Genomic DNA, 25,386 nt, shown 5'->3' with positions numbered 1-25,386 from the left:
TTACGCTGAAGGCTGCCCGGGGACCTGACAAGTGCGCAAAGGAGAACTCAGTGCCGATTATCGAGCAGGTTGCGGCTCGCGAGATTCTCGACTCCCGCGGCAACCCGACCGTCGAGGTCGAGGTGGCTCTGAGCGACGGGACCTATGCCCGCGCCGCGGTGCCGTCGGGCGCCTCGACCGGTGAGCACGAGGCCGTCGAGCTTCGCGACGGCGGCGAGCGGTACGGCGGCAAGGGCGTCAAGAAGGCGGTACAGGCCGTTCTCGACGAGATCGGGCCGGCCGTCATCGGCATCAACGCCGACGACCAGCGACTGGTCGACCAGGCGCTGGTCGACCTCGACGGCACCCCGGACAAGTCGCGGCTGGGCGGCAACGCCATCCTGGGCGTCTCGTTGGCGGTGGCCAAGGCGGCCGCGGACTCCGCGGAGTTGCCGCTGTTCCGTTATGTCGGCGGGCCCAACGCGCACATCCTGCCGGTGCCGATGATGAACATCCTCAACGGCGGAGCGCACGCCGACACCGCCGTCGACATCCAAGAGTTCATGGTGGCCCCGATCGGCGCTCCCAGCTTCGCCGAAGCGCTGCGCTGGGGGGCGGAGGTCTACCACGCGCTCAAGGCGGTGCTGAAGAAGGAGGGCCTGTCGACCGGGCTCGGTGACGAGGGCGGCTTCGCCCCGGACGTTCCCGGCACCACCGCGGCGCTGGATCTGATCACTCGGGCCATCGAATCGGCCGGCTTCAAGCCCGGGGCCGACGTCGCGCTGGCGCTGGACGCGGCAGCCACCGAGTTCTACACCGACGGCACCGGTTACCGGTTCGAGGGCACCACCCGTACCGCCGAGCAGATGTCGGAGTTCTACGCCGGCCTGCTGGGGGCCTATCCGCTGGTGTCCATCGAAGACCCGCTGTCGGAAGACGATTGGGACGGTTGGGCGGCGCTGACGTCTTCGATCGGAGATCGGGTGCAGATCGTGGGCGACGACGTGTTCGTCACCAACCCCGAGCGCCTCGAAGAGGGCATCGTGCGCGGTGTGGCGAATGCGTTGCTGGTCAAGGTGAATCAGATCGGGACGCTGACCGAGACGCTCGACGCGGTCGCCCTGGCCCACCACAGCGGGTATCGCACCATGATGAGTCACCGCAGCGGCGAGACGGAGGACACCACGATCGCCGATCTGGCGGTGGCGGTGGGCAGCGGACAGATCAAGACGGGCGCGCCGGCTCGCAGCGAACGCGTCGCCAAATACAACCAGCTGCTGCGCATCGAGGACGCCTTGGGCGACGCCGCCCGCTACGCCGGTGACCTGGCCTTCCCGCGCTACACACCGGAGCCGAAATAGGTTGTGCGCCAGGGCCGATCCCAAGCGCCGCTCTCCGGCCTCGCGGCCGGGGAAGGCCGGTGATTCGGCTCGGGGCCGCCGGGCCGCCAAGGCTTCCCGGCCCACCAGTTCGGCCAAGGCCGCACCGACGGCCGCGCAGACCAGAGGCGAGAGCACCCGCTCGCTGCAAGAGCATGTCGTCGAACCGATCCGGCGGTCGTTCGCCGAGTCGGTGGAGCAGCGATCTGACCAGCGGCTGGGTTTCACCGCCCGCCGGGCCGCGGTGCTGGCCGCGGTCATCTGCGTGCTGACGTTGACCATCGCCGGGCCGGTGCGGACCTACTTCGCCCAGCGCACCGAGATGGAACAGCTCACCGCGACCGAGTCCGCGCTGCGCAAGCAGATCGCCGACCTGGAGCAGCGCAAGGGTCAGCTGGGGGACCCGGCTTACATCGCGGCGCAGGCCCGGGAACGCCTGGGCTTCGTCAAGCCCGGCGACATCCCGTTTCAGGTGCAGCTGCCGCCCTCGGCGGCAACGCCGACCCAACCGGGCACTGAGTCGGCGGCGCCGGCGAAGAACGAACCGTGGTACACCTCGCTGTGGCACACCATCGCCGACAATCCACATCTGCCGCCCGCCGCGCCGGCACCCGCGGAGCTCGCACCGCCGGCCACGCCGAACCCGACCACGCCCGGTGGTTGACCCGGCCGACGTCCAAGCCGTGGCACGCCAGCTCGGCCGTGAGCCGCGCGGTGTGCTGGCCATCGCTTACCGTTGTCCCAACGGCGAACCCGGAGTGGTGAAGACGGCACCGAAACTGCCTGACGGAACGCCGTTTCCGACGTTGTACTACCTGACACATCCGCTGCTCACCGCGGCCGCCAGCAGACTGGAGACCACCGGACTCATGCGCGAGATGACCGAGCGGCTGCACCAGGATCCCGAACTGGCCGCCGCGTACCGGCGGGCTCACGAGTCGTATCTGGCCGAGCGCGATGCCATCGAGCCACTGGGCACCACGTTCTCCGGCGGCGGCATGCCGGATCGGGTGAAATGCCTGCACGTGCTGATCGCCCACTCGCTGGCCAAAGGACGCGGGGTGAACCCGTTGGGGGATGAGGCATTGGGACTGCTGGCGGACGAGCCGGCCATGGCGCCGGTATTGGTGGTCGAGCAATGGCGATGAGGGTCGGCGCCATTGATTGCGGTACCAACTCGATTCGGTTGCTCATCGCCGACCCGGCCGGTGCAGAACTGCGCGACGTGCACCGCGAGACGCGGATCGTGCGGTTGGGTCAGGGTGTCGACGCAACGGGCGAATTCGCGCCGGAGGCGATCGCGCGCACGCGCGCGGCGTTGGTCGACTATGCCGATCTGCTGCGCGCACACCAGGTTTCCCGGGTGCGGATGGTGGCGACCTCGGCCGCGCGTGATGTCGCCAACCGCGACGACTTCTTCGCGATGACCGCCGAGGTGCTGGGTGCGGTGATCCCGGGCGCGGTCGCCGAGGTGATCAGCGGCGCGCAGGAGGCTGAGTTGTCATTTCGGGGCGCAGTGTCGGAATTGGACAGTGCCGGCGCCCCTTTCGTCGTTGTCGATTTGGGCGGCGGCTCCACCGAGATAGTGCTCGGCGGGTCGGCCGGGGTGGTGGCCAGTTATTCGGCCGACATCGGCTGTGTCCGCTTGACCGAACGCTGTTTGCACTCCGACCCGCCCACGGCCGAGGAGGTGGCCGACGCCCGCCGGGTGGTACGGGAGCGGTTGGCGCCCGCGCTGCGGGCGGTGCCGGTCGAGCAGGCGCGTACCTGGGTGGGACTGGCCGGGACCATGACCACACTGTCGGCGCTTGCTCACCGAATGACCGCCTATGACGCTGCGGCGATTCACCTTTCGCGGGTGCCGCGCGCTCGGCTGCTGACGGTCTGTGAGGAATTGATCGCAATGCCGCGCCGGCAGCGCGCCGCGTTGCCGCCAATGCACGAAGGCCGCGTCGACGTGATCGGCGGCGGCGCGATCGTGGTCGAGGAACTGGCCCGCGAACTGCACGAGCGCGCCGGCATCGACGAGCTGACCGTCAGCGAACACGACATTCTCGACGGCATCGTGTGGTCGATCGCTGACTGAGTCACATCTGCCACATGCGCCTCTGACCCGGGTGGTGCTCTTTTTGCCCGCCTCACAGCGACTGTGAAGATGGTGGTGGCTGTCTGGCGGGTTGACCCTCACTAGCGACTGACCCCGGTTTTGGGTGTCCTGAAATTGATTTGTCGCCTGTCGGGCACGCCACGCCCTTGGTGCTGGCCGGGCGGGCGGTGACCTCATAGGAGCCTGACCTGAACTCAGGTCCCATCACAGTCTTGTCCGGCCCGACGGTCAAGTCCAGGGACGTGGTGTACGACGTCGTCGTGTGATTCTTCGAGGTAATAGTTCAGGCGGTCAGTGCCGCCGGGCTGCCCTCCTGTTCTGCTGATGGCGTGTGGTCGGCGCGGGATTTGCTGAGGAGCTCTAGGCCGAGGTAGCGGCGCGATTCGGCCCATTCGTCGTGTTGTTCGGCCAGGACAGCACCGACCAGGCGGATGAGGGCGTTGCGGTCGGGAAAGATGCCGACGACGTCGGTGCGGCGGCGGATCTCTTTGTTGAGTCGTTCCTTTATCCGGCCCTCGGGGGCGGGTCAACCCGTCGGGGTGGGATGTTCATCGATCGAGGCGCTGGAGGTGGTCGGTAAGGGCGTGGGCGACGCGGTCGTGGCGGGCGGCTTCGTCGGTCCAGCCGCGGCACTCGGCGTCGGTTCTGAGGGCCTGGACGTCGGCGAGTTGGTCGGTGAGCGTGTCGCGGAATTCGGGGGCGGTGACGTAGTTGTCGCAGGTTTCGCAGATGTTGGCATAAGGGCACGCGCCCGCGGATTCGTGGCGAGCGCAGTATCCGTGTGCAACGCGGGTTTTCAGCATTTCACTGTGCAGCCAGCCGACCTTGTCGGGCAGGATCGGTTTGCCGACCGGGGTGAGGGTGAACTGGCGGCGCATCTTGCCCATCGCTTCGTCGTAGGCCGCGCGCAGGGTGGGCGAGGCCAGGGTGGCGTAGCGGATCGTCATTTGTGGAGTGACGTGCCCGAGTAAGGACATCAAGGCCTGCAGACTCATCCCGGCGTTGGCGAGTTCGGTGGCCCAGGTGTGGCGCAACTGATGTGGAGTGACCATCAGGACGCCGCCGTCGGGACGGTGCAACCCGGCGGATTCAGCGGCGGTGAGCAGCCCGTTGCGCAGCCGGGTGTAGCCCAGGCGGCGTCCGTGCCGGGTGAACAGAAAGTCGGTGAGCACGCCGGTGCGTGGGTGCGGCAGCGGCCGGTGCGTGCCGCGGAGGGCGACCCACTCGTCGAGCGCGGCGAGGGTCGCGGCGGAGAGCGGGACCATGCGTTCGGTGGCGAGCTTGCCCAGTGGCACCTTCAGCCAGGTTCCGGCCGGTCCGTAGTCGATGATGCTGCCCAGTTCGAGGTCGAGCAGTTCCCCCGCCCGCAGGCCGGCACCACGCAGCACGGTCAGGCCGATGCGGGCGAACGGATCCTGCAGGTGGGCAACGGCGTTCATCACTGCCGCGTCCACATCGGGTGCTAGCGCGCGTGGCAACGGCTGGTCGAGTTTGGGGACGTCGGCGGCGAATACCAACCGCCGTGGTGGGGCCTGCGCCCAGCCCCAGGCGGTGATGTCGTCGAGCAGGTTGCGCAGACTGAGCACTGCCGACTGGGCCACCGCGGCCGAGACGGTGCGCCCGGCGCCCGCGGCGGCGCGCTGACCACGCCAGCCCCGGGTGCGATTCCATTTCAGGTAGCCCTCGATGCAGCTCCGGTCGAGTTCACGCAGGCTGATGACGTCGGGATGGTGAGCGGTGAGGTATTCGGCGAAGGGCAGCAGGTCGTTGATCAGCGACTCGACCGATTTGGGCCGCAGCACCGCCGCGCGCACGCCGATGTAGCGCAGCAACGTCTGACGGATCGGGTCGGGCATCTCCACCTCGGTGAAGCGCTGCTCGAGGCTACGGGCCCACCGCCGGCGTTTCGGCGCGGTGTCGATGACCGCGGTCTCGAACAACAGCTGCCGCAGGCTGGCCAGCCGCCCCCTGTATGCCCGCCGCGACGATGGCGGCACCACGGTACGTGACAGCGCGGCGTCGAAGTCGTCGAGCGCGTCGCCGGTCAGGTCGGCGACCATTCCGCCGTGGTGTGCCAGCACTACCGCCAGACATTCGCCGAGGACCGTCTCGACCCAGGAACTCCTCCAGCCCAACCGAATTCCCGCATTCCGCAACGCGGCGAATCCGCTCGGATCCCGGTCCTCCACTGCGCGGCCCAGCCCGGTCAACTGTTTGACCGCGGCCAGCTCGACGTCCAGCCGTAACCGGCCGGTGCCGATCGTGTGACAGATCAGCGGCCACGCCCCGGTGTCCCGTATCTCGGCGATCCGCTCGGCTGCCGGCAGCGTCATCCAGGCGTGCAGGTCGCGGTGGCGTGCGGTGAAGTCGCGAGCGATCCGAATCCGGTCGCGTACCGCCCGCCCGCTCAAACCCAGGGTGGCGACGTGGTCGAGATAATCCGCCACCACCTCGTCGGCGCCTACGGGTTGGCCGACCAACACCGTGGTCACTGCCGGGCTCCGGCCAACGTCGCACGAGCAGCACCGTATTCGGCGGCGAGCTGCTCGATCGACAAATGCACGTAGCGGGCCGTGGTCTCCGGCGAGACATGCCCCATCAACGCCCGCAACGCCAGCAGATCGATTCCGGCCGCCGACAATTCGGTGCCGTAGGTATGCCGTAAACGGTGCGGGCGGACTCTTGTGGCGCCAGAGGTCTCCCGGTGCCGACGGAACAGGCTGCGCAGCCCGGCCTCGCTGACCGGTGCACCGGTCGTCGGGCCGCGCAGCACTACGAAGCACTGCGGCGTCGCCAACCCCGGCGGCCGCTCCCATCGCAGGTAGGCGGCGAGCTCGGTGAAGAACGCCGCATCGACCGGGACATGACGTTCCTTGCCGCCCTTGCCGATCACCCGAAGCCGGCGCCGGCCCATATCGACGTCGGCGAGCAGCAGGCCACGCGCCTCGGCCGAACGCAGCCCTCCGAGTAGCATCACCAGCACCATCGCCCGGTCCCGGTGCGTTGCCAGTGTCGCCAGGAACGCGTCGACATCGTTGGTGGACAACGATTCCGGAAGACGCTGCGGCTGACGCACCAACCTACCGCCACTGCGTGCACGCCCGGGACCCAGATGACCGAGCAACCCCCGCTGCGACTGGCGCAGCCCCTGTCCCCGCCGCGGCGACGGCACCGGATTGTCGGTGCAGACACCGGTCATCACCAGATACTCGAATAACGCGCGCACTGCCGCGACCCGGCGGTTCACCGTCGAAGCTGCCGGCGGGGTCGACGAGCGGTGACCGCCGGTGGGCTGGTCCGTTCGGCGGACGCCTTGCCAGTCGATCCAGTCGAACACCAACGGCGCATCGACCGCGGCGAGCCCGACCGCTTGCTGGACGAGGAACCGGCTCAAATTGGCGACGTCGAATGCGTAGGCCCGCACCGTGGCCGCGCTGAACCCCCGTCCCGCCAAATGGTTGAGAAACGCGTTCACCGCGTCCTGCCCGTCCCAGTCGCCCTCCAGGACATATCCGCTGTCGCTCTTGAGTACCCGCATCGCCGCTCCGCCTTCCCCCACCGAGATGCAGACAGCATCCATCCGTGCTCAGCGCTTGTGCGTGAACCTCACGCTGCAGCCCGAACCGTGTCCCCGGAGAGCCGGTTAACGGATAGGGGATTGTTCGACCAGATCTGGCGCCAGATCTGTTTGGGGAAGGCGGTGAACGCCAACAGGTCCGCGCGGGCGTCCTCCAAGTGCGCGGCAACCTTGGGCATCTTGTCGGCCAGTGCGTCAATAACCCGATCATATTGCGCGGCAACGGAATCAGCGTCAGGCTGATCGAACACCGAGTGCACCAGGGTGCGCACCCACGGCCAGGAGCTCTTCGGGGTGACGGCCATCAGATTGGTCGTGTAATGGGTGCGACACCGCTGCCACGACGCTCCTGGCAAAGTGGCGCCGATCGCATTGACGAGCCCGGCATGAGCATCCGAGGTGACCAGTGCGACCCCGCACAGACCGCGGGCGGTCAGCGAGCGCAGGAACGTCAACCAGCCGGCCCCGTCCTCAGCGGTGGTGACGTCTATACCCAGGATTTCGCGGTAGCCCTCGGCGTTGACCCCGGTAGCGATCAGCGCGTGCACGTTGACCACCCGGCCAGCCTCGCGCACTTTAAGGACCAGGGCGTCAGCAGCCATGAACGTGTACGGGCCGGCGTCCAGCGGTCGGGTCCGGAAGGCTTCCACCGCGGCGTCGAGTTCTTTGGCCATCACCGACACCTGAGACTTCGACAGCGACGTAATACCGAGGGTCTCGACGAGTTTGTCCATCCGTCGCGTCGACACGCCCAATAGATAGCAAGTGGCCACCACCGTGGTCAGTGCCCTCTCGGCGCGTTTGCGGCGTTCCAGCAGCCAGTCCGGGAAGTACGAGCCCTGACGCAGCTTGGGGATCGCCAGATCCAATGTGCCTGCCCGGGTGTCGAACTGGCGCTGCCGATAGCCGTTTCGCTGATTGGACCGCTCGGCGCTGCGCTCCCGGTATCCGGCACCGCACAGAGCATCGGCTTCAGCACCCATCAGGGTATGGATGAATGTGGCCAATAACTCGCGCAGCACGTCGGGGTGGCAGGTGGTGAGTCGTTCGGCCAACACGGTCGGTAGGTCGATATCGTGGGCAGTGGTCATCGCGTTGATTCCTTTGCTCGAGTGACTCTGGACGGTCTCTCGAAGAATCACGCGATGACCTTCATTCACTCGGCTACGACACGCCGGTACCGCTGATCAGCTCCGACTCGTACACCACTCTGCTGGACGCAACCGACCCGACCGGCCAGCGTCGCAACCCTCGCTGAAAGGTCGCAATGACAAGCATGCCAACGATGCCACCGCCGAGTCGAGTCGTGGTCGGTGTCGACACCCATAAAGACGTTCTATGCCGCTGCGGTAGTAGATGTGGGTGGTGCGCTGTTGGCAACGGCCAGCTTTGGCGCCGATCGTGAGGGATACCGGGCGTTAATCGAGTGGGCCGCTCAGTTCGGCACAGTGCTGCGCTTTGGCATCGAGGGCACCGGTTCCTATGGCCGTGGGCTGGCCTCTGCGGTGCGTCGTCATGGCCACGAGGTAATCGAAGTGGCGCGGCCCAACCGCCAAGACCGCCACCGGCGGGGCAAGTCGGACCTATTTGACGCCGAAAACGCCGCCCGCGCGGTGCTGGCCGGCCACGCCGAGGCGATCCCCAAAACCGCCGACGGCGCCGTGGAAATGATTCGGCACCTCAAAGTCGCCAAAGACGCTGCGGTCAAAGCGCGTACCGCGGCGATGCAGTCACTCAAAGCCGTCCTGATCACCGCACCGGCCGAGTTGCGCGAAACGCTGCAGCCCTTGCCCGACACGGCACTGCTACGCCGGTGCGCGGCCCTGCGTCCTGGCCAGCTGACCTCGGTCACCGCGGCCGCCAAATACAGCCTGCGGGCCATCGCCCAACGTTGGCACAACCTGCACGCCGAGATCACCGCACACGAACAACTCCTGGGCCGCCTCGTCGATCAACTTGCCCCCCGGCTGACGGCCACCATCGGCATCGGCCCAGACAATGCCTCCCAACTACTCCTGGCACTCGGCGACAACCCCGCACGACTGCACAGTGAAGCGGCCTTCGCCAAACTCTGTGGCGTCTGCCCCATCCCAGCATCCAGCGGAAAGACCGTGCGCTACCGGCTCAACCGGGCCGGACACCGCCAAGCCAACGCCGCCTTGCACCGCATCGTCATCGTCCGGATGAAATACCACCACCCCACCCGCGCCTACGTCGCCCGACGCACCACCGAAGGCAAAACCAAACCCGAAATCATGCGCTGCCTTAAACGCCACATCGCCCGCGAAGTCTGGACCCACACCAAACACCTACGCCAACAACCCCACGCCCACCCACCAACCACTTGCCATCTATAGGAGCATCAACTTCGCGGCGGCGCGCAGAGCCAACACCCGTTGGTGGATCCGGTATTCGGTGGAACGCGGCATATCCGCCGGCCCGTACCGCCCTCGCCTCAGGCGCCGCACCCGGCCGCGCCCTATCTCCCACCGCAACGCGTCGGACACCGCCTTGGACGGCCTGCCCTCGACACCGAAGCCGTGCCAGGTCAGGACGTCGATCAGTTCGGCGATGCTCGCCGGCCCGTGCACGGCCAGGTGCATTGTGAGCACGTAACGAAGCTCAGTCCCATGCAATTTCTTGGTCATCGCCGAACTGTGGCACGCGGGTCCGACAAGCAGCAGTTGTCGCTGTGAGGCGGGTAAAAAGAACACTGCCCGGAACGCCGAACGCGTGTGACGGCTGTGACTCACGCCTCGAACCGGTAACCCATCCCCGATTCGGTCAGCAGATGTTTCGGATGGGACGGGTCTGCCTCGAGCTTGCGCCGCAGCTGCGCCAAATACACACGTAGGTAATGGGTTTCGGTCGCATAGCTGGGCCCCCACACCTCCTTGAGCAACTCCTCGCGCCCAACCAGCTTGCCGCGGTTGCGCACCAGCACCTCGAGCATGCCCCATTCCGTCGGAGTCAGATGCACTTCCTCGCCGTCCTTGGTGACCTTCTTGGCGGCCAAATCCACGGTGAACGCCTCGGTTTCGATCACCGGCTGATCGACTTCGGAGGCCGCGGCCGTCCGGCGCACCGCCGCACGCAACCGCGCCAGAAATTCGTCCATGCCAAACGGTTTCGTCACGTAGTCGTCGGCACCGGCGTCCAAGGCCTGCACCTTGTCCGAGGAATCCGTGCGTGCCGACAACACGATCACCGGCGCGGACAGCCAGCCGCGCAGACCACCCAGCACGTCGATGCCGGACATGTCTGGCAACCCCAGGTCCAGGATCACCACGTCCGGCGGATGTTCGGCGGCCGCGCGCAACGCACCCGCGCCGCTGGACGCGGTGATCACCTCATAACCGCGCACGGTCAGGTTGATCTTCAACGCGCGCAGGATGTGCGGCTCGTCATCGATCACCAGGACCCGAGTCATGGCGCCGGGAAATCCACTACGACGGTCAGGCCGCCGCCGGGAGTGTCCCCGGCGCTGATGGTCCCGCCCATCGCCTCGACGAAACCGCGCGCCACCGACATCCCGAGGCCCACGCCGGTGGTGTTGTCGTGGTCGCCCAGGCGTTGGAAAGATTCGAAAAGCTGGTCCTCGGTGCCGTGTGGAATCCCGGGGCCCTCGTCGATGACATTGATCAACACCCGGCTACCCACGCGGCCGGCGTTGACCCGCACCACGCAGTCGGGCGCGTAGCGCAGCGCGTTGTCGATCAGGTTGGCCAGCACCCGCTCCAGCAGGCCCGCGTCGGCCAGCACGACGGCATCGCCGACGTCGACCTTGACCCGGTCGATGGCGGATCGGTAGAACCCGGTGGCCCCTTTGCCGATACTGATCAACGCCCGCTGCACCACCTCTTCCAGGTACACCCGGTTCAGTTCGGGGCGGACCACGCCGGCGGCCAGGCGGGAGGAGTCCAGCAGGTTACCCACCAGCGCGGTCAGCTGGTCGATGGATTCTTCGATGGTGGCCAACAATTCGGCGGTGTCTTCGGGGGAGAAGGCGACGTCTGCGGCGCGCAAGCTGGACACCGCGACCTTTGCCGCGGCCAGCGGAGTGCGCAGGTCGTGGCTGACCGCCGACAGCAGCGAGCGCCGCAGTTCGTCGGCGCGCCCGATCGCCTCCGCCCGGCTGGCCTCTTCGGCCAGCTCGCGCTGGCGGATCAAACCGGCCGCCTGCTTGGCCACCGCACCGAGCACCCGCCGGTCGCGCGCCGACAACTGCCGGCCGGCCATCAGCATCCAGAATTCGTCGTCGCCGACTTCGATTGCGGTGTCGGCGGAATCGACGCTGGTGCAGGGCTGTGCGCCCACCGCGGCAACCAGCTCACTGCGCCGGCGGTCGTCGTCGGCGCGTTCGCGCAGCATGCTGACCGTGCGCTGGGCGTAGGTTTCGCGCACCCGCTCCAGCAGCGTCTCGAGATCGGCGCCGCGCAGCACCGAACCGGCGAACAGCGTCAGCAGTTCGGCTTCCTGCGAGGCGAGCCGGGCCTCGCGAGCGCGGTTGGCCGCGCCGTCGACCAGCACCGCGACCGCGACCGCGATCAGCAGCATCACCACCTCGGTGACGGCGGCGTCGGGTTCGGCGATGGTGAACGTGTGGCGCGGCGCGGTCAAGAAGTAATTCAAGAGCAGGCTCGACAGCACGGCCGAAAGTATCGCCGGCGCAACGCCTCCCAGCAGCCCGACGACCAGCACCCCGACGAAGAACAACGCGCTTTCGCCGCCGTTGTCCAGATACCGGTCCAGCACCCCGACCGTGACGGCGCAGATCAGCGACGGGACGATGACGGCGGCCAGCCAGGAAGCGACGCGCCGCTCCCGCGGTGAGACCGCCGCGCCCCGAATGCCGCCCTTGGCTTCCTCGTGCGTCACCATGTGCACGTCGATCTTGCCGGACCGCTCGACAATGGCCGGGCCGATGCCTTCTTCGAAGATGCGCGCCCAGCGGGGCCGGCGTGAGGTGCCGATCACCAGTTGAGTGGCGTTGATCTCCCGGGCGAAATCCAGCAGCGCCCGCGGTACGTCGTCGCCGAGCACGGTGTGCAGCGACGCGTCGAGACTGTTGGCCAATTCGCGCAGCTTGCTCATCCGGTCCTCGGACAGCCCGGCCAGCCCATCCCCGCGTAGCACATGCACGACCATCAACTCGGCGCTGGACTTCGACGCGATGCGTGAAGCCCGTCGCACCAAGGTTTCCGATTCGGGCCCACCGGTGACGGCCACGACGACTCGCTCGCGCGCCTCCCACATATCGGTGATCTTGTTCTCCGCCCGGTATTTGGCCAGCGCGGTATCGACCTGATCGGCCAACCACAGCAACGCCAATTCCCTTAACGCCGTGAGGTTTCCGCGGCGAAAGTAGTTGGACAGCGCGGCGTCGATCTTGTCGGGTGGATAGACGTTGCCATGAGACAGTCTGCGGCGCAACGCCTCCGGGGTGATATCGATGAGCTCGACCTGCGCGGCCTGGCGCACGATGGAGTCGGGAATCGTCTCTTTCTGCTCGATGCCGGTGATCTGGGCGACGACGTCGTTGAGGCTTTCCAGGTGCTGGATGTTGACGGTGGAGATGACGGTGATCCCGGCGTCGAGCAATTCCTCGACGTCCTGCCACCGCTTCGGATTCTTGCTGCCCGGTGTATTGGTGTGCGCCAGTTCGTCGACCAGCACCACCTGCGGATGACGCTGCAGCACCGCCGGCACGTCGAGTTCGGGGAAGCTGCCGCCGCGGTAGTCGACGTAGCGGGGCGCAACCACTTCGATGCCGTCAAGCAATTCAGCGGTTTTCGCTCGGCCGTGGGTTTCGACGACGGCGGCCAAAACGTCGGTGCCGCGGTCTATGCGCCGGTGCGCTTCTCCGAGCATCGCGTAGGTCTTGCCGACGCCTGGTGCCGCACCCAGGTAGATGCGCAGTTCGCCCCGTTTGGGGTTCTGGTCGCCAAGGCTCACGTCAACAATCATCCACCGCTAGGCGGTGGCCGGGTACCTGCGGTCAAGTGCCAGGTTGAGTTGCACGACGTTGACCGTCGGCTCACCGAAGATCCCTAGCGCGCGCCCGGCGCGGTATTGGCGCACCACGTCTTGTATCTGCCCGGGCGTCACGTGCCGCGCCGCGGCCACTCGAGCTACCTGGAGGTCGGCATAGGCGGCAGAAATGTCGGGGTCCAAGCCGCTGCCGCTGGCCGTGACCGCGTCGGCCGGCACCCGCGGATCGGCCGGGGCGGCCCCGCGAACGGGCACGATCAGACCGTTGGAGTAGTCCTCGCCGAACACCGCGCATTCGACGCGAACGCCTTGGTAGAAGTCCAGAAACGGCTGCTTGATGCTCTGACACGGCTCGTTGACGCTGACCACCCGGCTGGGTCGCACGACGGTGCCGCGCGCATCGCGCGGGCCGATCACCGAAAGCACCGCGCCGACGCCACCGCCGGTGCAGAACGGCCGCGACCCGTCACCCAAGCCCTCGAATCGCGCGACCGCCGCACTGCGCGAGCACACCAAAGTCAGCAGGCTGGGCTTGAACCCGGCGTCGGTGGCGCTGGCGCCGGCGGCCAGTTTGGCCGGATCGGCGGGAGTGTCGACGACGCTTTCCGGCCCCAAGTTGCTGCCGCCGCTCGACAACGGGTCATAGCCGGCGCCCGCCGCCGACGGTCGGGGCTGGAAATACCGCGGCAACGGGTCACCCGCGGCATCGCTGAACAGTTGGCCGATCAGCTTGCTGCCGACCGGCTTACCACCCGCGGTGAGGATCGAGCCTTCCGCCTTGTCGTGTAGCCCGGGAATCCAGGCCACCAGCCAAATCAGCAGGGGATAGCCCAGACCCAGCAGCACGGTGAAGACCAGCAACGCGCGCAGCGCTGCCCAATGCTGACGCAGGGTGTTCGCAATGTTCATCTCAGGCCATCCCGGGAAGTAGTTGCACCAGCAGGTCGATGAGCTTGATGCCGACGAAGGGCGCGACGATCCCGCCCAATCCGTACCGATATAGGTTGCGGCTCAACAACTTCGAGGCTCGGTTGGGGGTGTATCGAACACCGCGCAGCGCCAACGGAATCAGCGCGACGATGACTACGGCGTTGAAGATGACCGCTGACAGGATCGCCGATTGCGGGCTGTGCAGCCGCATGACGTTGAGCAGGTCCAGCCCAGGGAACAGCGTCACGAACATCGCCGGGATGATCGCGAAGTACTTGGCGATGTCATTGGCAATCGAGAAGGTCGTCAACGCTCCGCGGGTGATCAGCAACTGCTTGCCGATCTCGACGATCTCGATGAGTTTGGTGGGGTCGGAGTCTAGATCCACCATGTTGCCGGCCTCTTTGGCTGCGGCGGTGCCCGTGTTCATCGCCACGCCGACGTCGGCCTGGGCCAGCGCGGGCGCGTCATTGGTGCCGTCGCCGGTCATCGCGACCAGCCGCCCGCCCTGCTGTTCGCGCTTGATCAGCATCAGCTTGTCTTCGGGTGTGGCTTCGGCGAGAAAGTCGTCGACTCCGGCTTCTTCGGCAATGGCCTTGGCGGTCAACGGATTATCGCCGGTGATCATCACGGTGCGGATGCCCATCACGCGCATGGCGTCGAATCGGTCCCGCATGCCCTGTTTGACCACGTCTTTGAGGTGGATGACACCCAACACTTGGGAGTCGCCGGCGCCGGCGATCTGCCCGACGACCAGCGGTGTACCGCCGGCGGCCGAGATGCCGTCGACGATCTGGCCCAGTTCGGCCGGGACGTCGCCGCCGTGACTGCGGACCCACTCGGCCACCGAACTGGCCGCGCCCTTGCGCAGCTGCCGATCCTCGACGTCAACGCCGGACATCCGCGTCGTCGCACTGAATTCCACCCAGGAGGCGTTGGCCAGTTCACCAGGGGTTCGCCCGCGCAGTCCGAACGCGTCCTTGGCGTAGACGACGACGGACCGGCCTTCGGGGGTTTCGTCGGCCAGGCTGGACAGCTGGGCGGCGTCGGCGAGGTCTTCGATGGTGGTGCCGCGGACCGGAATGAACTCGGAGGCTTGACGATTGCCCAGTGTGATGGTCCCGGTCTTGTCCAACAGCAACGTGTTGACGTCACCGGCGGCCTCGACCGCGCGCCCGGACATGGCCAGCACGTTGCGTTGCACCAGCCGGTCCATGCCGGCGATGCCGATCGCCGAGAGTAACGCGCCGATCGTGGTGGGAATCAAACAGACCAGCAGCGCGACCAAGACGATGCCGCTGATGCCGTCGCCGTTCAGGGCCGGGGTGTCCGGCACCCCGGGATTGTCGGCCTTGGCATAGATGGCCAGCGGCTGCAAGGTGGCGACCGCGAAGACGAAGATAATGGTCAGCGCGGCGAGCAGGATGTTGAGCGCGATCTCGTTGGGCGTCTTTTGCCGGTTGGCGCCCTCGACCAACGCGATCATCCGGTCCACGAAGCTCTCACCGGGTTTCTGGGTGATCTTGACGACGATGCGATCCGACAGCACGGTGGTGCCGCCGGTCACCGACGAACGGTCGCCGCCGGATTCGCGGATCACCGGGGCAGATTCGCCCGTGATGGCCGACTCGTCAACCGAGGCAATGCCTTCCACCACGTCACCGTCACCGGGAATGACTTCACCGGCGCTGACCACCACGATGTCACCCTGTTGCAATAGCGGCGCCGCGACGTCTTCGGCATCATCGGAGCTACCGGGCGCCCAGTTTCTCAGCCGGTGGGCGACGGTGTCGGCCTTCGACTTGCGCAGCGTATCGGCCTGCGCCTTACCGCGGCCTTCGGCGACCGCTTCGGCCAGGTTGGCGAAAAGCACTGTCAGCCAAAGCCAGAACACCGTCAGCCAGCTGAACCAGGTGTGGTCGCCGACGGCCAGCACCGTCGACCACACGGCGCCGACTTCGACGATGAACATCACCGGGTTGCGCCACAAGGTGCGCGGGTCGAGTTTGCGCAGCGCGTCGGGCAATGACTTGACCAGCATCGTGGGATCCAGCAGGCCGGCCCGCAACGGCTCGTGCGGCCGGCGGCTGGTGTGCTGCGCGGCGGCGGGTTCGGTTGTCGTCAACACTGTTCAGTGGATCCCTTCCGCGAGCGGCCCGAGCGCCAGCGCGGGCAAAAAGGTGAGGGCGACGAGAATCACCGTGACCCCGACGACCAGGCCGACGAACTGCGGCCGGTGGGTGGGCAGGGTGCCGCTGGACTCGGGCGTGGCGCCCTGGCGCGCCAGGCAACCGGCCAGCGCGAGCACCAGAATCATCGGCAGGAAGCGGCCGAACAACATCGCCAAGCCCAGCGCGGTGTTATACCAAACGGTGTTGGCCGACAAGCCGGCGAACGCCGATCCGTTGTTGTTGGCCGCGGAGGTGAAGGCGTAGAGCACCTCCGACAGGCCGTGCGGCCCGGTGTTCGCCATGCCGGCCCGCTCGCCCTGCAGCGCGATGGCCGAAGCGGTGCCCACCAACACGATGAGCGGTGTCACCAGGAAATAGCTTGCGGCAAGCTTCATTTCACGCGGGGTGATCTTCTTGCCCAGGTACTCCGGAGTCCGCCCGACCATCAACCCGGCGACGAACACCGTAATGACCGCCAGGATCAAAATCCCGTACAGCCCCGAACCCGTACCACCCGGCGCGATTTCACCGAGCTGCATGTTGAACATCGTCACCAGGCCCCCGAGGCTGGTGTAGGAGTCGTGCGTGGAATCGACCGCGCCCGTCGACGTCAGGGTCGTCGCGTCGGCGAAGACGGCCGACTCACCCACGCCGAAGCGCTGCTCGACGCCTTCGGCGGCGCTGCCCACCGCGGTCGGGACGGTGCCGTGGTGCTGTAACTGGACCAGCATCATCACCGCGAGGCTGGCGGCGGCCAGGATGCTGACGACCGCGGCGATCGCGTAGCCCTGCTTGCGGCTACCCACCATGCGGCCGAACGTGCGCGGCAGGGAGAACCCGATCATCAGGATGAGAAAGATCTCGACCCAGTTGGTCCACGCCGTCGGGTTCTCGAACGGGTGCGCGGAGTTGGCGTTGTAGAAGCCGCCGCCGTTGGTGCCCAACAGTTTGATCGCCTCCTGGCTGGCGACCGGACCACCGGGGATGGTCTGCGGTGTACCGGCCAGCGTGGTCACGACCTGGTCGTTGAGGTGGAAGTTCTGGATGACGCCGCCGGCGAGCAGCACGATCGCGGCGAGCACCGAGATGGGCAGCAGGATCCGCAGCGTGCCGCGGGTCAGATCCACCCAGAAATTGCCGAGCTCTCCGGTGCGGTGGCGGGCGAACCCGCGCACCAGCGCGACGGCCACGGCCATGCCCACCGCGGCGGAGACGAAGTTCTGCACCGCCAGCCCGGCCATCTGCACCAAATGGCCCTGAGCCGATTCACCGGAATAGGCCTGCCAGTTGGTGTTGGTGACGAAGCTGACGGCGGTGTTCCACGCCAGGGCGGGGGTCATAGGCGTTGCCGGCTCGGCCAGGTGCAGCGGTAGCTTGCCCTGCACCAGCTGCAAGCCGAACAACGCGAGCACGCTGACCATGGAGAACGCCAGCACACTGCGCGCATACGCTGCCCAGGTCTGCTCGGCGCCGGGGTCGGCGCCGATCAGCCGGTAAATGAAACGCTCTGAGCGGCTATGCTTTTCGGCGCTGTACACGCGATACATGTAGTCGCCCAGCGGTACGTGTACCGCCGCCAGTGCGGCGACGAGCAGCCCCACGAACAGCAAGGTCGCCGTCGTCGAGCTCATCAGAACTTCTCCGGACGGAGCAGGGCGGCCGCCAGCAACAAAGCGATGAGGACGGCCAGGCCCAGCCCGACACTGTTGGCCGCGCTCACAATTCCCACTTCAGCAAGGCGCCCAGCGCGGCGAAGCTCGCCACGGTCAGCGCCAGATAGGCCACCACGGACATCCCTGAACTCCGTTCCCGCGCAACGTCACGTCTGGCCCGTGTGGAGGGCCAGAGCGAGCTAAGCGCGGTCAAAGCAGCAGGGCCAGGAGCCTTTACGCTTTCTTTACGGCTGCTGTCGCGATCTTTGCGGTGCGGAAAACCGGTGCTAGGCGACCGGCTGGGCGATCATCGGCAGCCGCACCCGAAACACCGTGCGGCCGTCGGCCGATTCGGCGGTGACCGTACCGTGGTGCGCTTTGACGATCGAGCTGACGATGGCCAGGCCCAGCCCGTGACCGGACCCGTTGGACGGCGCCTTGCTGGCCCGGACGAACCGCTCGAACAGGTGGGGCAGCACGTCGGGGTCGATGTCGGGCCCGTCGTCGGCCACCGTCAATTCGACATAGGGCTCCTCGCCGTCGCGGTGGTGGCAGGTGATGCCGGTGGTCACCGTGACGCCGGGCGGGGTGTGCACGCAGGCGTTGGTCAGCAGGTTGCTCAGCAGTTGATGCAGGCGCGCGTGGTCGCCGTTGACCCACACCGGACCTTCGGGTAGTTCCTTGACCCATTGGTGGGTGGGCGCCGCGACGGCGGCGTCGTTGACCGCGTTGATGACCAGGTCGGTCAGGTCGAGATCCTCGGTTTGCAGGTCCTCGCCCTCGCCCAGGCGGGACAGCAGCAGGAGTTCGTCGACCAGCGACGCCATCCGGCGGGTTTCGGACTCGATGCGGGCCAGCGCGTACTCGGTGGTGGGGGGAAGGTCAGAACTGTCTTGTCGGGTCAGTTCGGCGTAGCCCTGAATCGCCGCCAACGGTGTGCGCAACTCGTGGCTGGCGTCGGTGATGAATTGCCGCATCCGCATGTCGGATTCGACGCGGTGTGCCAGCGCGCTGTCGACGTTGTCCAGCAACCGGTTCAGGGTGTGCCCGACGATCCCGACTTCGTTGTCCGGGTCGGTGTCTTCGGGCCGCACACGCACACTGATCTGGTGGTCGTCGCCGGTAAGTGGCATCGCGGCGACTTCGGCGGCGGTGGCGGCCACCCGGCGCAGCGGACGAAGCGCGAGCCCGACCACCCAGATGGTGAGTGCTCGGTAATCACCAGTGCGGTGGCCACCAGCGCTGTGGTGGTGATTTGTTTGCGGGCGATGATCTGATCGGCCAGCGTGAGCGAAACGCCGACGATCAGCCGGTCGGATCCGGCGGCGCGGCTGTCCACCTGGTGCGGTCCCAGGCTGCCCAGCGTCTCGATGCGCGAGGGCCCGTCGGTCCACGACTGGGCCTCGATCGCGCGGATGACGTCGGGTGGCGCGGGCTGCGGTTCGTCCTCGGAGAAGACGGCCGAGCCGATCACCACGCCGTCGCGCAGCACCGCGATCAGGTTGCCCGGCGTCTGGCCGGTGAACTCCAGCAAGGCTTGAGCCACCGGGGGATCGCCCGGATGCAGCGACGTGTGCTCGCCGTTGCGGTATCTGGCATAGGCATGGCTGAACGCATGCATGGATTCGGCGACCTCGGCGTCATTCATCGCCGTCACGTAACCGCGCAGACTGAGCACGGAGACCGCACCCACGGCTACCAGTACGACGGTGACCACGGCTAACACGCCGATGAGCAACTGCTGGCGTAGCGAGCGGGGCAGCCACCTCGGGGTGTTTCGGTCCCCTGTCACGCCAAGCTCATTCCGGTGGTCGAAGCATGTACCCAATCCCGCGAACCGTGTGGATCATCGGCTCCCGGTCGGCGTCGATTTTCTTCCTCAAGTAAGAAATGTACAAGTCAACGATGCTGGTGCGGCCGGCGAAGTCGTAGTTCCAGACGCGGTCGAGGATCTCGGTGCGGCTCAGCGCGCGCCGCGGGTTGCGCATCAGGAAGCGCAGCAGTTCGAACTCCGTCGACGACAGCGAGATGGGTGTGCCGCCGCGGGTGACTTCCCGGCTGGCGGCGTCGAGCTTGAGATCTCCGACTTTCAGCGATTCGTCGGCGGGTGGGGCCAGGTGGCTGGAGCGGCGCAGCAGCCCGCGCAGCCGGGCCACCAGTTCCTCGAGGCTGAACGGCTTGGTCATGTAGTCGTCGGCGCCCGCGGTCAGACCGGTCACCCGGTCCATCACGGAGTCGCGGGCGGTCAGGAACAGCGTGGGCGTGTAGGCGTCGGCCTCCCGGACCCGCTGCAGAATCTGTAACCCGTCGACGTCGGGCAGCATGATGTCGAGTACCAGCACGTCGGGGTTGATCCGGTCGAACTTGGCGATGGCCTCGCGGCCGTTGTGGGCGATCTCGACGTCCCAGCCTTCGTAGTGCAGCGCCATCTTGACCAGATTGGTCAGTGCAGGCTCGTCATCGACTAGCAATACCCGGATTGGCGACCCGTCAGCGCGGTTGATGCGGGGCAGCTGCCCCAAAATGGCCTGGCGGGGACGTTGGCTGCGCGCATATCCCGACAATGCAGTCATGGTCACTGATTCTTTCAACCGCATATGCGGTCGTCACGTACCTCATAGGAATCTCAAATGCCAGTCGGCTCCACGACTGGCGACGAACGGCGTGCGCTATGGACTTCATATGCATTCTATCGGCGCGGCGTGTCAATCGAGCAAAGCCGATCCACGCGAGGTCGGGTGGGCCGCACCAGCAAACCGACGCCGGCAACGACCGGTGTCCGCGGCAAACAAAAGGGCCGCACACCGGTCGGTGTGCGGCCCCTCTGCGTTTTAAGTGTCAGGCCCAGCTGGAGCCGACGGCGCTGTCGGTCTGCGCCATGTTGCTGCCGGCGGACTGAACCTTCTGGCCGTGGGAGTTGGCCTGCTCGTAGATCACCTGGAAGTTGCGACCCAACTGGGTGATGAACTCCTGGCAAGCCACCGAACCGGCGCCGCCCCAGAAGTCACCGGCAGCCAGCACATCGCGAACGATGGCCTGGTGCTCGGCCTCCAGGTTGGCGGCCTGCGCGCGAATGAGAGCACCGTGGGCGTCCACATCGCCGAACTGGTAGTTGATTGTCATTGTCTTGTCCTCCTGAATAGGTAGCTGTTAGGCAGCTGCGGTTGTCGGGGCTAGCTGCTGAGGATTTGCTGGGAGGCCTGCTCTTGCTGCTCGTAGTTGTTGGCGTCCCGGATCAGTCCGTCGCGCACTCCGTGCAGCATGTTGACAATGTTGCGGAAGGCCTGGTTCATCTGGCCCATGGTGTCCAGCGAGGTCGCCTCGGCCTGGCCGCTCCAGCCTGCGCCGGAGATGTTCTGCGAGGACGCCCACATGCGGCGGGCCTCGTCCTCGACGGTCTGGGCGTGCGTCTCAAAACGGCCCGCCATGTCCCGCATCGCGTACGGGTCGGTCATAAAGCGTCCGGCCATGCTTCCTATCTCCTTATCTTGGGTCTGCTGTTGTAAATGTTCTAGCAGTTGATTCACTACGGTGGTAGCCGTATCGCGGATACATTACGGCGCGGTGGTTAATTGCTGGCCTCAAACGAGTGACATGTCCCCCCTTTTTTCTTCCGCTGCCGGGGTCACACGACGACCTGTTTGGGCATGACGGTCGGCTTGAAGCCGTAGCGGGGTCCGGCGGACGCGCCGGCGCCCTTGGCGGCGGCGGCCATGCCAGGCATGCCACCCATGACTCCCGACGACGCCGCTTCCTCCGGGACGGTCCAGCCGCTGCCGGCAAGTGCCGTGCCGACGTTTGCTGCTGCGGGCGCAGCCGCAGACCAGCTGGCAGGGACCGATAAGCTGCCCACCAGGGACGCTTCGCCCAGGCTGGCGGCGGTACCCGCGGCCCCGACCTGGCTGGCGAGGCCGGCGGCTGCGCCTTCGGCCGCCACTGCCGCGGGAGCCGCTGCCCCTGCCGCCTCCGCCGCCGCCGCGATGTTGGCGTCGATGGTGTGGGCGGCGAAGATCCCGTTGGGGATGGCGGCGAACATGAACCACGACGCCGTCACACCCACCTGCTGAATGCCGTTAAAAATCAGCGGTGTTCCAAGGAAGCCGTCGATGCCGGTCAGCAGGTCCTGCACGGGCACCGGCAGCGAGTTGAACAGCCCGGTACCGATGGACGATGTCCCGAGCCCCAGGTTGCTCAGCTCGCTTTGCAAGCCCGAGATGATGTCGCCCAACCCGGCCGCGGGCTGGACCGCCGCGGCCGCGCTCACCGCGGCGGCTTGAGCACCGGCACCGCCGGGGTTGGTGGTCGGCGCGGCGGGGGTCAACGGTTCGAGCACCGCGGCGACCGCCGAAGAAGCTTGGTAATTAGTCATCGCGATGACGTCTTGGACCCACATTTCGGCGTACTGGGCCTCGGTGGCCATGATCGCCGGAGTGTTGATACCGAGGAAGTTGGTCGCGACGAGCGCCGCCAGCAAAGACCGGTTAGCGGCGATCACCGCGGGCGGGACGGTGGCGGTGAAGGCCGCCTCGTACGCGGCCGCCGATGCCGTGGCCTGGGCCGCTGCCTGCTCGGCAGCCGCCGCGGTATTGCTCAGCCACGCCACGTAGGGCTGCGCCGCGGACGCGGCTGCGGTCGAGCCGGCGCCGGTCCACTGTTCGGTGGTCAGCGAGGTGATGATCGACTCGTATTGCGCGGCGGTCGTGCTCAACTCGGAGGCCAGATTGCTCCATGCCGTCGCCGCGGCCATGAGCGGTCCCGCGCCCGCACCGGCGTACATGAGCGCGGAGTTGATTTCGGGAGGGAATCCTGCGAAAGACATTTCTATCCCTTTTCTGTTGGCTTTGTTTTGTTATTTGCTGTCAAAGTGCGGGGGTTAGACGCTCACCGGCTTCGGCATGACGATGGGCTTGACGCCGTAGCGCGGCGCACCGAAACCGGCGCTGTTGCGCGCGGCCGAGGCCATGCCCGGCATGCCGGGGTAGAACGCTCCGGGCGCGGCCGTCGGCGCTGCGGCGGTCCAACCGGCCCCGGACAGCGCGCTGGGTGTGGTGGCCGACACCAGCGTGGCCGGGGTGGCCCAGCTGGGCGGCACGGCCAGCCCGCCGACCAGCGTCGCCTCGCCGACGCCGGCCGCAACCGGTGCAGCGGCCCCACCGACGCCGGCAACCGCACCGGCCTCCGTCGCTGCGCCGCCTCCGGCGGCAGCCGCCGCTTCGGCCAGGTCTTCGGGCACGCCGAAACCATCGGGGAACAGGCCACCGCTGGTCAGACCCAGCAGGTTCGAGGAGGCGGAAGCGAAGTTACCGATCTCGTAGTTCGCGATGTTGGCCATGTTGCCGGACAGGCTGAACGGTTGGCCGCCGATGCTGGTCACCGGACCGCCGAGCAATGTGCTGATCTGGTTCATGAAGTCTTCGACCGGGTTGGCGGCGGCGGTGGCGGCCGCGGACGTCGCGTTCGACGTCAACGTGGTGGCAGCCGCGTTGGCCGCCTCGCTGGACTCATAGGTCCCGCTGCTCATACCCAGGGTTTGCACGAACTGCTCTTGAATCGCCTGAGCTTCGGCCGCGATCTGCTGATAGAGAGCGCCGTATGCGGTGAAGATGCCGGACTGGATGATCGAGACCTGGTCGGCGGCTGCGGGGGCGATAGCGGTAGTCGGGGCGGCGGCGCCTGCGTTCTGCGCTGCCAGTGCACTCCCGATCGCTCCGAGTTGCGCTGCCGCGGCGGCCAACTCTGCCGGCACTGCTGTCAGGAATGACATTCATTGCTCCTTGTGTGTGGAAACATGTCGACCAGTCCCCGGGTCGACTCTGAGTGTTTGCATAACGGCCCCTGTGCGTTGGCGTAACGCTAACTACCCATGGCTCCACAGTCCTGGCGGAAAGCAGTAGGGTGACGGACGTTTACGGTCTCTTAACGGAGGCGACCGTTCTTTTAACAAGCCTCTGGCGGGCGATATAGATGTGTCATATGTCCGACGGCGGGGCTGCACAGTATTCACCCGCGCGGCGCGCGATCCTACTCAATGACCGGCCGTCGCGCACCTTAGTGTTTTCGCGGGACACCGCGTCATCGGCCCGGCAATCGCACGCTAGATTCGCCGCCGAGCCCCCATAGCCCAATTGGCAGAGGCAGCGGACTTAAAATCCGTCAAGTGTCGGTTCGAGTCCGACTGGGGGCACCAAGAATCTACTGGTGAAGCCATAAAACGCATACGACTATCGGACGACACGCGAAGTCTAGTCCGCAGTCAGTCCGCACGAGTATCGTCAATGCGATGAAGCGTGGAATACGCGGAGGAGTAGAGGATCGGTGGCATCGCTCCGCACGACGCGGTGAGCAGGTGCCTTGGCCCGCTGACACACCGGGTGCGAGTTCTTGGTGTACAGATCCCAGGCATGGGGAAGTTGGCACTTTGGTCGCGACCGAGCGGCACGGGCAGGGCAAGCGGTGGATGGCGCGATGGGTCGGCGGGGACTGTCATGAACGCGCGAAGTCGTTCGATCGTAAGGCGCAAGCTCAGGCGCACATCAGTCAGGTGTCCGCCGACATCAACAGGGGGACGTATGCCGATCCAACGCGCACCGCGATCACCTTCGGCGTAGTGGCGGAGGAGTGGTTCCGGAACCGATCGGGTGCAAACAAGCTCAAGCCGAAGACAATCGCGGGCTACCGAAGTCTGCTGGATGTAATCGTCCTGCCGAGGTGGGCGGAGACGAAGCTGCGTGACCTTCAGCACGCAGATATCCAAGCTTGGGTGACTTGGCTAGCCACGGATCCGGCTGCTCGCCACCGTGCCGTAGGTAGTGCCGGAGAGGGCGGTCTGTCGCCCGGGCGAGTCATTCAGGCGTTTCAGGTGGTTGACCAGGTGCTGGGGTATGCCGTGCGTGCTCGATACATGGCAGTTAACCCTGCCGATGGTATCGAGTTACCACGGAAGCGGACACGAGAGGACATAGCACTTAGCCACGAAGAGGTCTCTCGGCTTGCAGAGGCAGTTCCGGAGATCCGTCCGGCAATCCTGCTACTTGCATACGGCGGCATGCGGTTTGGCGAGATGGCGGCTCTGCGCGTCCGTGATGTTGATCTGACACGCCGGCGTATTCGCGTCGCACGCTCCGTCACTCGGGTGGCTCGGATGGGTCATGTTGAGGGCGACACGAAGACACATCAAGTGCGGATAGTGCCAATCCTGACCCAGACTCTGGCCGACGCTCTCATCGAGGTGGTCGGGAACCGCGAGGGCTCCGAGTATCTGTTTCCTGGCCGCGATGGCGGGCCATTGACCCTCGGTTGGTTCCGGTGGCGATTCGATCAGGCGGCAGTTGCGGCGGGACTGACAGGAATTACCCCAAAGACGTTGCGGTACACAGCGGGATCGTTGGCGCTGGCATCGGGAGCTTCCATAGTCACGGTGTCAAAGCTACTGGGGCACAGAAACGTTACGACCACCATGAACGTCTACTCGCACATGCTGCCAGATGACTTCGACAACTTGGCCACTGCGATGGACACCGCAGCCCGTGCCGCAGCAGTGATTTGAGCGCATAGTCGCAGGTCAGGCGTAGAAATGATCGGGGTTACACTAGAGTTCCGT

19 protein-coding genes, 1 tRNA gene and 4 pseudogenes are annotated in these 25,386 nt (G+C 66.5%); 7 read left to right on the top strand and 17 right to left on the bottom strand.

All coding sequences use genetic code 11. The features are described from left to right. The first annotated feature begins 50 nt into the window (after positions 1 to 50). From eno to I2456_RS21100, 4 genes are read left to right on the top strand one after another with little or no spacing between them, the layout of a single operon-like run. Entirely contained in the window at positions 51 to 1,340 is a 1,290-nt protein-coding gene (gene eno, locus I2456_RS21115; protein WP_068028463.1) for a phosphopyruvate hydratase, read from the top strand. A gap of 1 nt (position 1,341) precedes the next feature. Further along, positions 1,342 to 2,022, top strand: coding sequence for an FtsB family cell division protein (locus tag I2456_RS21110; RefSeq protein ID WP_085075155.1), 681 nt, complete (start codon positions 1,342 to 1,344; stop codon positions 2,020 to 2,022). Next, positions 2,015 to 2,506, top strand: a complete 492-nt coding sequence (locus I2456_RS21105; RefSeq protein ID WP_085075156.1) for a DUF501 domain-containing protein — start codon at positions 2,015 to 2,017, stop codon at positions 2,504 to 2,506. The genes I2456_RS21110 and I2456_RS21105 overlap by 8 nt, the downstream gene beginning before the upstream one ends. Further along, entirely contained in the window at positions 2,497 to 3,444 is a 948-nt protein-coding gene (locus I2456_RS21100) for a Ppx/GppA phosphatase family protein (RefSeq protein ID WP_068164813.1), read from the top strand. Before I2456_RS21105 ends, I2456_RS21100 begins: the two co-directional genes overlap by 10 nt. 304 nt (positions 3,445 to 3,748) lie before the next feature. On the opposite strand, the pseudogene I2456_RS21095 reads toward I2456_RS21100, so the two are convergent. The 4 genes and pseudogenes from I2456_RS21095 to I2456_RS21080 form a co-directional block, all read right to left on the bottom strand. After that, positions 3,749 to 3,967 (bottom strand): annotated as a pseudogene (locus tag I2456_RS21095) (transposase); the annotation flags it as partial. 46 nt (positions 3,968 to 4,013) lie between these two features. After that, entirely contained in the window at positions 4,014 to 5,957 is a 1,944-nt protein-coding gene (locus I2456_RS21090; protein WP_007172497.1) for a tyrosine-type recombinase/integrase, read from the bottom strand. After that, positions 5,954 to 7,003, bottom strand: coding sequence for a tyrosine-type recombinase/integrase (locus I2456_RS21085; RefSeq protein ID WP_007172498.1), 1,050 nt, complete (start codon positions 7,001 to 7,003; stop codon positions 5,954 to 5,956). The genes I2456_RS21090 and I2456_RS21085 overlap by 4 nt, the downstream gene beginning before the upstream one ends. 116 nt (positions 7,004 to 7,119) lie before the next feature. Further along, a pseudogene (locus tag I2456_RS21080) lies at positions 7,120 to 8,133 on the bottom strand (IS256 family transposase); the annotation flags it as partial. Positions 8,134 to 8,318: 185 nt separating this feature from the next. Between I2456_RS21080 and I2456_RS21075 the strand changes: the two are divergent. Beyond that, positions 8,319 to 9,399, top strand: a pseudogene (locus I2456_RS21075) (IS110 family RNA-guided transposase). Here I2456_RS21075 and I2456_RS21070 read toward each other — a convergent pair. The 13 genes and pseudogenes from I2456_RS21070 to I2456_RS21010 form a co-directional block, all read right to left on the bottom strand. Then, entirely contained in the window at positions 9,394 to 9,690 is a 297-nt protein-coding gene (locus I2456_RS21070; RefSeq protein WP_085073252.1) for a hypothetical protein, read from the bottom strand. The pseudogene I2456_RS21075 and the gene I2456_RS21070 overlap by 6 nt on opposite strands. Before the next feature lie 101 nt (positions 9,691 to 9,791). Continuing rightward, complete coding sequence (locus I2456_RS21065; RefSeq protein ID WP_085073251.1) at positions 9,792 to 10,472, bottom strand: response regulator; 681 nt, start codon at positions 10,470 to 10,472, stop codon at positions 9,792 to 9,794. Next, entirely contained in the window at positions 10,469 to 13,009 is a 2,541-nt protein-coding gene (locus I2456_RS21060; protein WP_085073250.1) for a sensor histidine kinase, read from the bottom strand. The genes I2456_RS21065 and I2456_RS21060 overlap by 4 nt, the downstream gene beginning before the upstream one ends. 6 nt (positions 13,010 to 13,015) lie before the next feature. Beyond that, positions 13,016 to 13,942 (bottom strand): potassium-transporting ATPase subunit C, encoded by a 927-nt coding sequence (locus I2456_RS21055; RefSeq protein WP_085073249.1) that lies wholly within the window; start codon positions 13,940 to 13,942, stop codon positions 13,016 to 13,018. Position 13,943: 1 nt separating this feature from the next. Beyond that, the gene (gene kdpB / locus I2456_RS21050) at positions 13,944 to 16,004 is read right to left on the bottom strand and encodes a potassium-transporting ATPase subunit KdpB (RefSeq protein ID WP_241008018.1); all 2,061 of its coding nucleotides are present in this window, start codon (positions 16,002 to 16,004) and stop codon (positions 13,944 to 13,946) included. Between the two features lie 90 nt (positions 16,005 to 16,094). Next, on the bottom strand, positions 16,095 to 17,765 hold the full coding sequence (gene kdpA, locus I2456_RS21045; RefSeq protein ID WP_085073247.1) for a potassium-transporting ATPase subunit KdpA: 1,671 nt from the start codon (positions 17,763 to 17,765) through the stop codon (positions 16,095 to 16,097). Continuing rightward, a complete protein-coding gene (locus tag I2456_RS21040; RefSeq protein ID WP_139823060.1) occupies positions 17,765 to 17,854 on the bottom strand; it encodes a potassium-transporting ATPase subunit F in 90 nt (29 codons plus the stop codon). Before I2456_RS21040 ends, kdpA begins: the two co-directional genes overlap by 1 nt. Positions 17,855 to 18,073: 219 nt before the next feature. Next, a pseudogene (locus I2456_RS21035) lies at positions 18,074 to 19,578 on the bottom strand (sensor histidine kinase). A 7-nt stretch (positions 19,579 to 19,585) separates the two neighbouring features. Beyond that, positions 19,586 to 20,359, bottom strand: a complete 774-nt coding sequence (locus tag I2456_RS21030; RefSeq protein ID WP_068158529.1) for a response regulator transcription factor — start codon at positions 20,357 to 20,359, stop codon at positions 19,586 to 19,588. A 265-nt stretch (positions 20,360 to 20,624) separates the two neighbouring features. After that, positions 20,625 to 20,909 carry a WXG100 family type VII secretion target gene (locus I2456_RS21025; RefSeq protein WP_068027678.1) on the bottom strand — a complete coding sequence of 95 codons (285 nt, stop codon included), beginning with the start codon at positions 20,907 to 20,909 and terminating at the stop codon, positions 20,625 to 20,627. Between the two features lie 50 nt (positions 20,910 to 20,959). After that, positions 20,960 to 21,256 carry a WXG100 family type VII secretion target gene (locus I2456_RS21020; protein ID WP_163703836.1) on the bottom strand — a complete coding sequence of 99 codons (297 nt, stop codon included), beginning with the start codon at positions 21,254 to 21,256 and terminating at the stop codon, positions 20,960 to 20,962. A 155-nt stretch (positions 21,257 to 21,411) separates the two neighbouring features. Next, positions 21,412 to 22,605 (bottom strand): PPE family protein, encoded by a 1,194-nt coding sequence (locus tag I2456_RS21015; RefSeq protein WP_068021901.1) that lies wholly within the window; start codon positions 22,603 to 22,605, stop codon positions 21,412 to 21,414. Between the two features lie 54 nt (positions 22,606 to 22,659). Further along, positions 22,660 to 23,550 carry a PPE family protein, SVP subgroup gene (locus tag I2456_RS21010; RefSeq protein ID WP_085072895.1) on the bottom strand — a complete coding sequence of 297 codons (891 nt, stop codon included), beginning with the start codon at positions 23,548 to 23,550 and terminating at the stop codon, positions 22,660 to 22,662. Positions 23,551 to 23,896: 346 nt separating this feature from the next. Between I2456_RS21010 and I2456_RS21005 the strand changes: the two genes are divergently transcribed. Both I2456_RS21005 and I2456_RS21000 read left to right on the top strand, forming a co-directional pair. Then, positions 23,897 to 23,973, top strand: a tRNA-Leu gene (locus I2456_RS21005). A 231-nt stretch (positions 23,974 to 24,204) separates the two neighbouring features. Beyond that, complete coding sequence (locus tag I2456_RS21000; protein WP_241007779.1) at positions 24,205 to 25,332, top strand: tyrosine-type recombinase/integrase; 1,128 nt, start codon at positions 24,205 to 24,207, stop codon at positions 25,330 to 25,332. The last annotated feature ends 54 nt before the right edge of the window (positions 25,333 to 25,386 follow it).

The sequence above is a fragment of the Mycobacterium kubicae genome (genome assembly GCF_015689175.1).
Classification (GTDB): Bacteria; Actinomycetota; Actinomycetes; order Mycobacteriales; family Mycobacteriaceae; genus Mycobacterium; species Mycobacterium kubicae.
This window is presented reverse-complemented; position numbering and strand designations above follow the sequence as displayed.

Coding starts and splice junctions, on each gene's coding strand:
- I2456_RS21055 (WP_085073249.1), bottom strand. CDS start 13,942: ATGAACATTGCGAACACCCTGCGTCAGCATTGGGCAGCGCTGCGCGCG.
- I2456_RS21085 (WP_007172498.1), bottom strand. CDS start 7,003: ATGCGGGTACTCAAGAGCGACAGCGGATATGTCCTGGAGGGCGACTGG.
- kdpA (WP_085073247.1), bottom strand. CDS start 17,765: ATGAGCTCGACGACGGCGACCTTGCTGTTCGTGGGGCTGCTCGTCGCC.
- I2456_RS21065 (WP_085073251.1), bottom strand. CDS start 10,472: ATGACTCGGGTCCTGGTGATCGATGACGAGCCGCACATCCTGCGCGCG.
- I2456_RS21100 (WP_068164813.1), top strand. CDS start 2,497: ATGGCGATGAGGGTCGGCGCCATTGATTGCGGTACCAACTCGATTCGG.
- I2456_RS21060 (WP_085073250.1), bottom strand. CDS start 13,009: ATGATTGTTGACGTGAGCCTTGGCGACCAGAACCCCAAACGGGGCGAA.
- I2456_RS21015 (WP_068021901.1), bottom strand. CDS start 22,605: ATGTCTTTCGCAGGATTCCCTCCCGAAATCAACTCCGCGCTCATGTAC.
- I2456_RS21070 (WP_085073252.1), bottom strand. CDS start 9,690: ATGACCAAGAAATTGCATGGGACTGAGCTTCGTTACGTGCTCACAATG.
- I2456_RS21030 (WP_068158529.1), bottom strand. CDS start 20,359: ATGACTGCATTGTCGGGATATGCGCGCAGCCAACGTCCCCGCCAGGCC.
- I2456_RS21025 (WP_068027678.1), bottom strand. CDS start 20,909: ATGACAATCAACTACCAGTTCGGCGATGTGGACGCCCACGGTGCTCTC.
- I2456_RS21010 (WP_085072895.1), bottom strand. CDS start 23,550: ATGTCATTCCTGACAGCAGTGCCGGCAGAGTTGGCCGCCGCGGCAGCG.
- I2456_RS21020 (WP_163703836.1), bottom strand. CDS start 21,256: ATGGCCGGACGCTTTATGACCGACCCGTACGCGATGCGGGACATGGCG.
- kdpB (WP_241008018.1), bottom strand. CDS start 16,004: ATGCTGGTCAAGTCATTGCCCGACGCGCTGCGCAAACTCGACCCGCGC.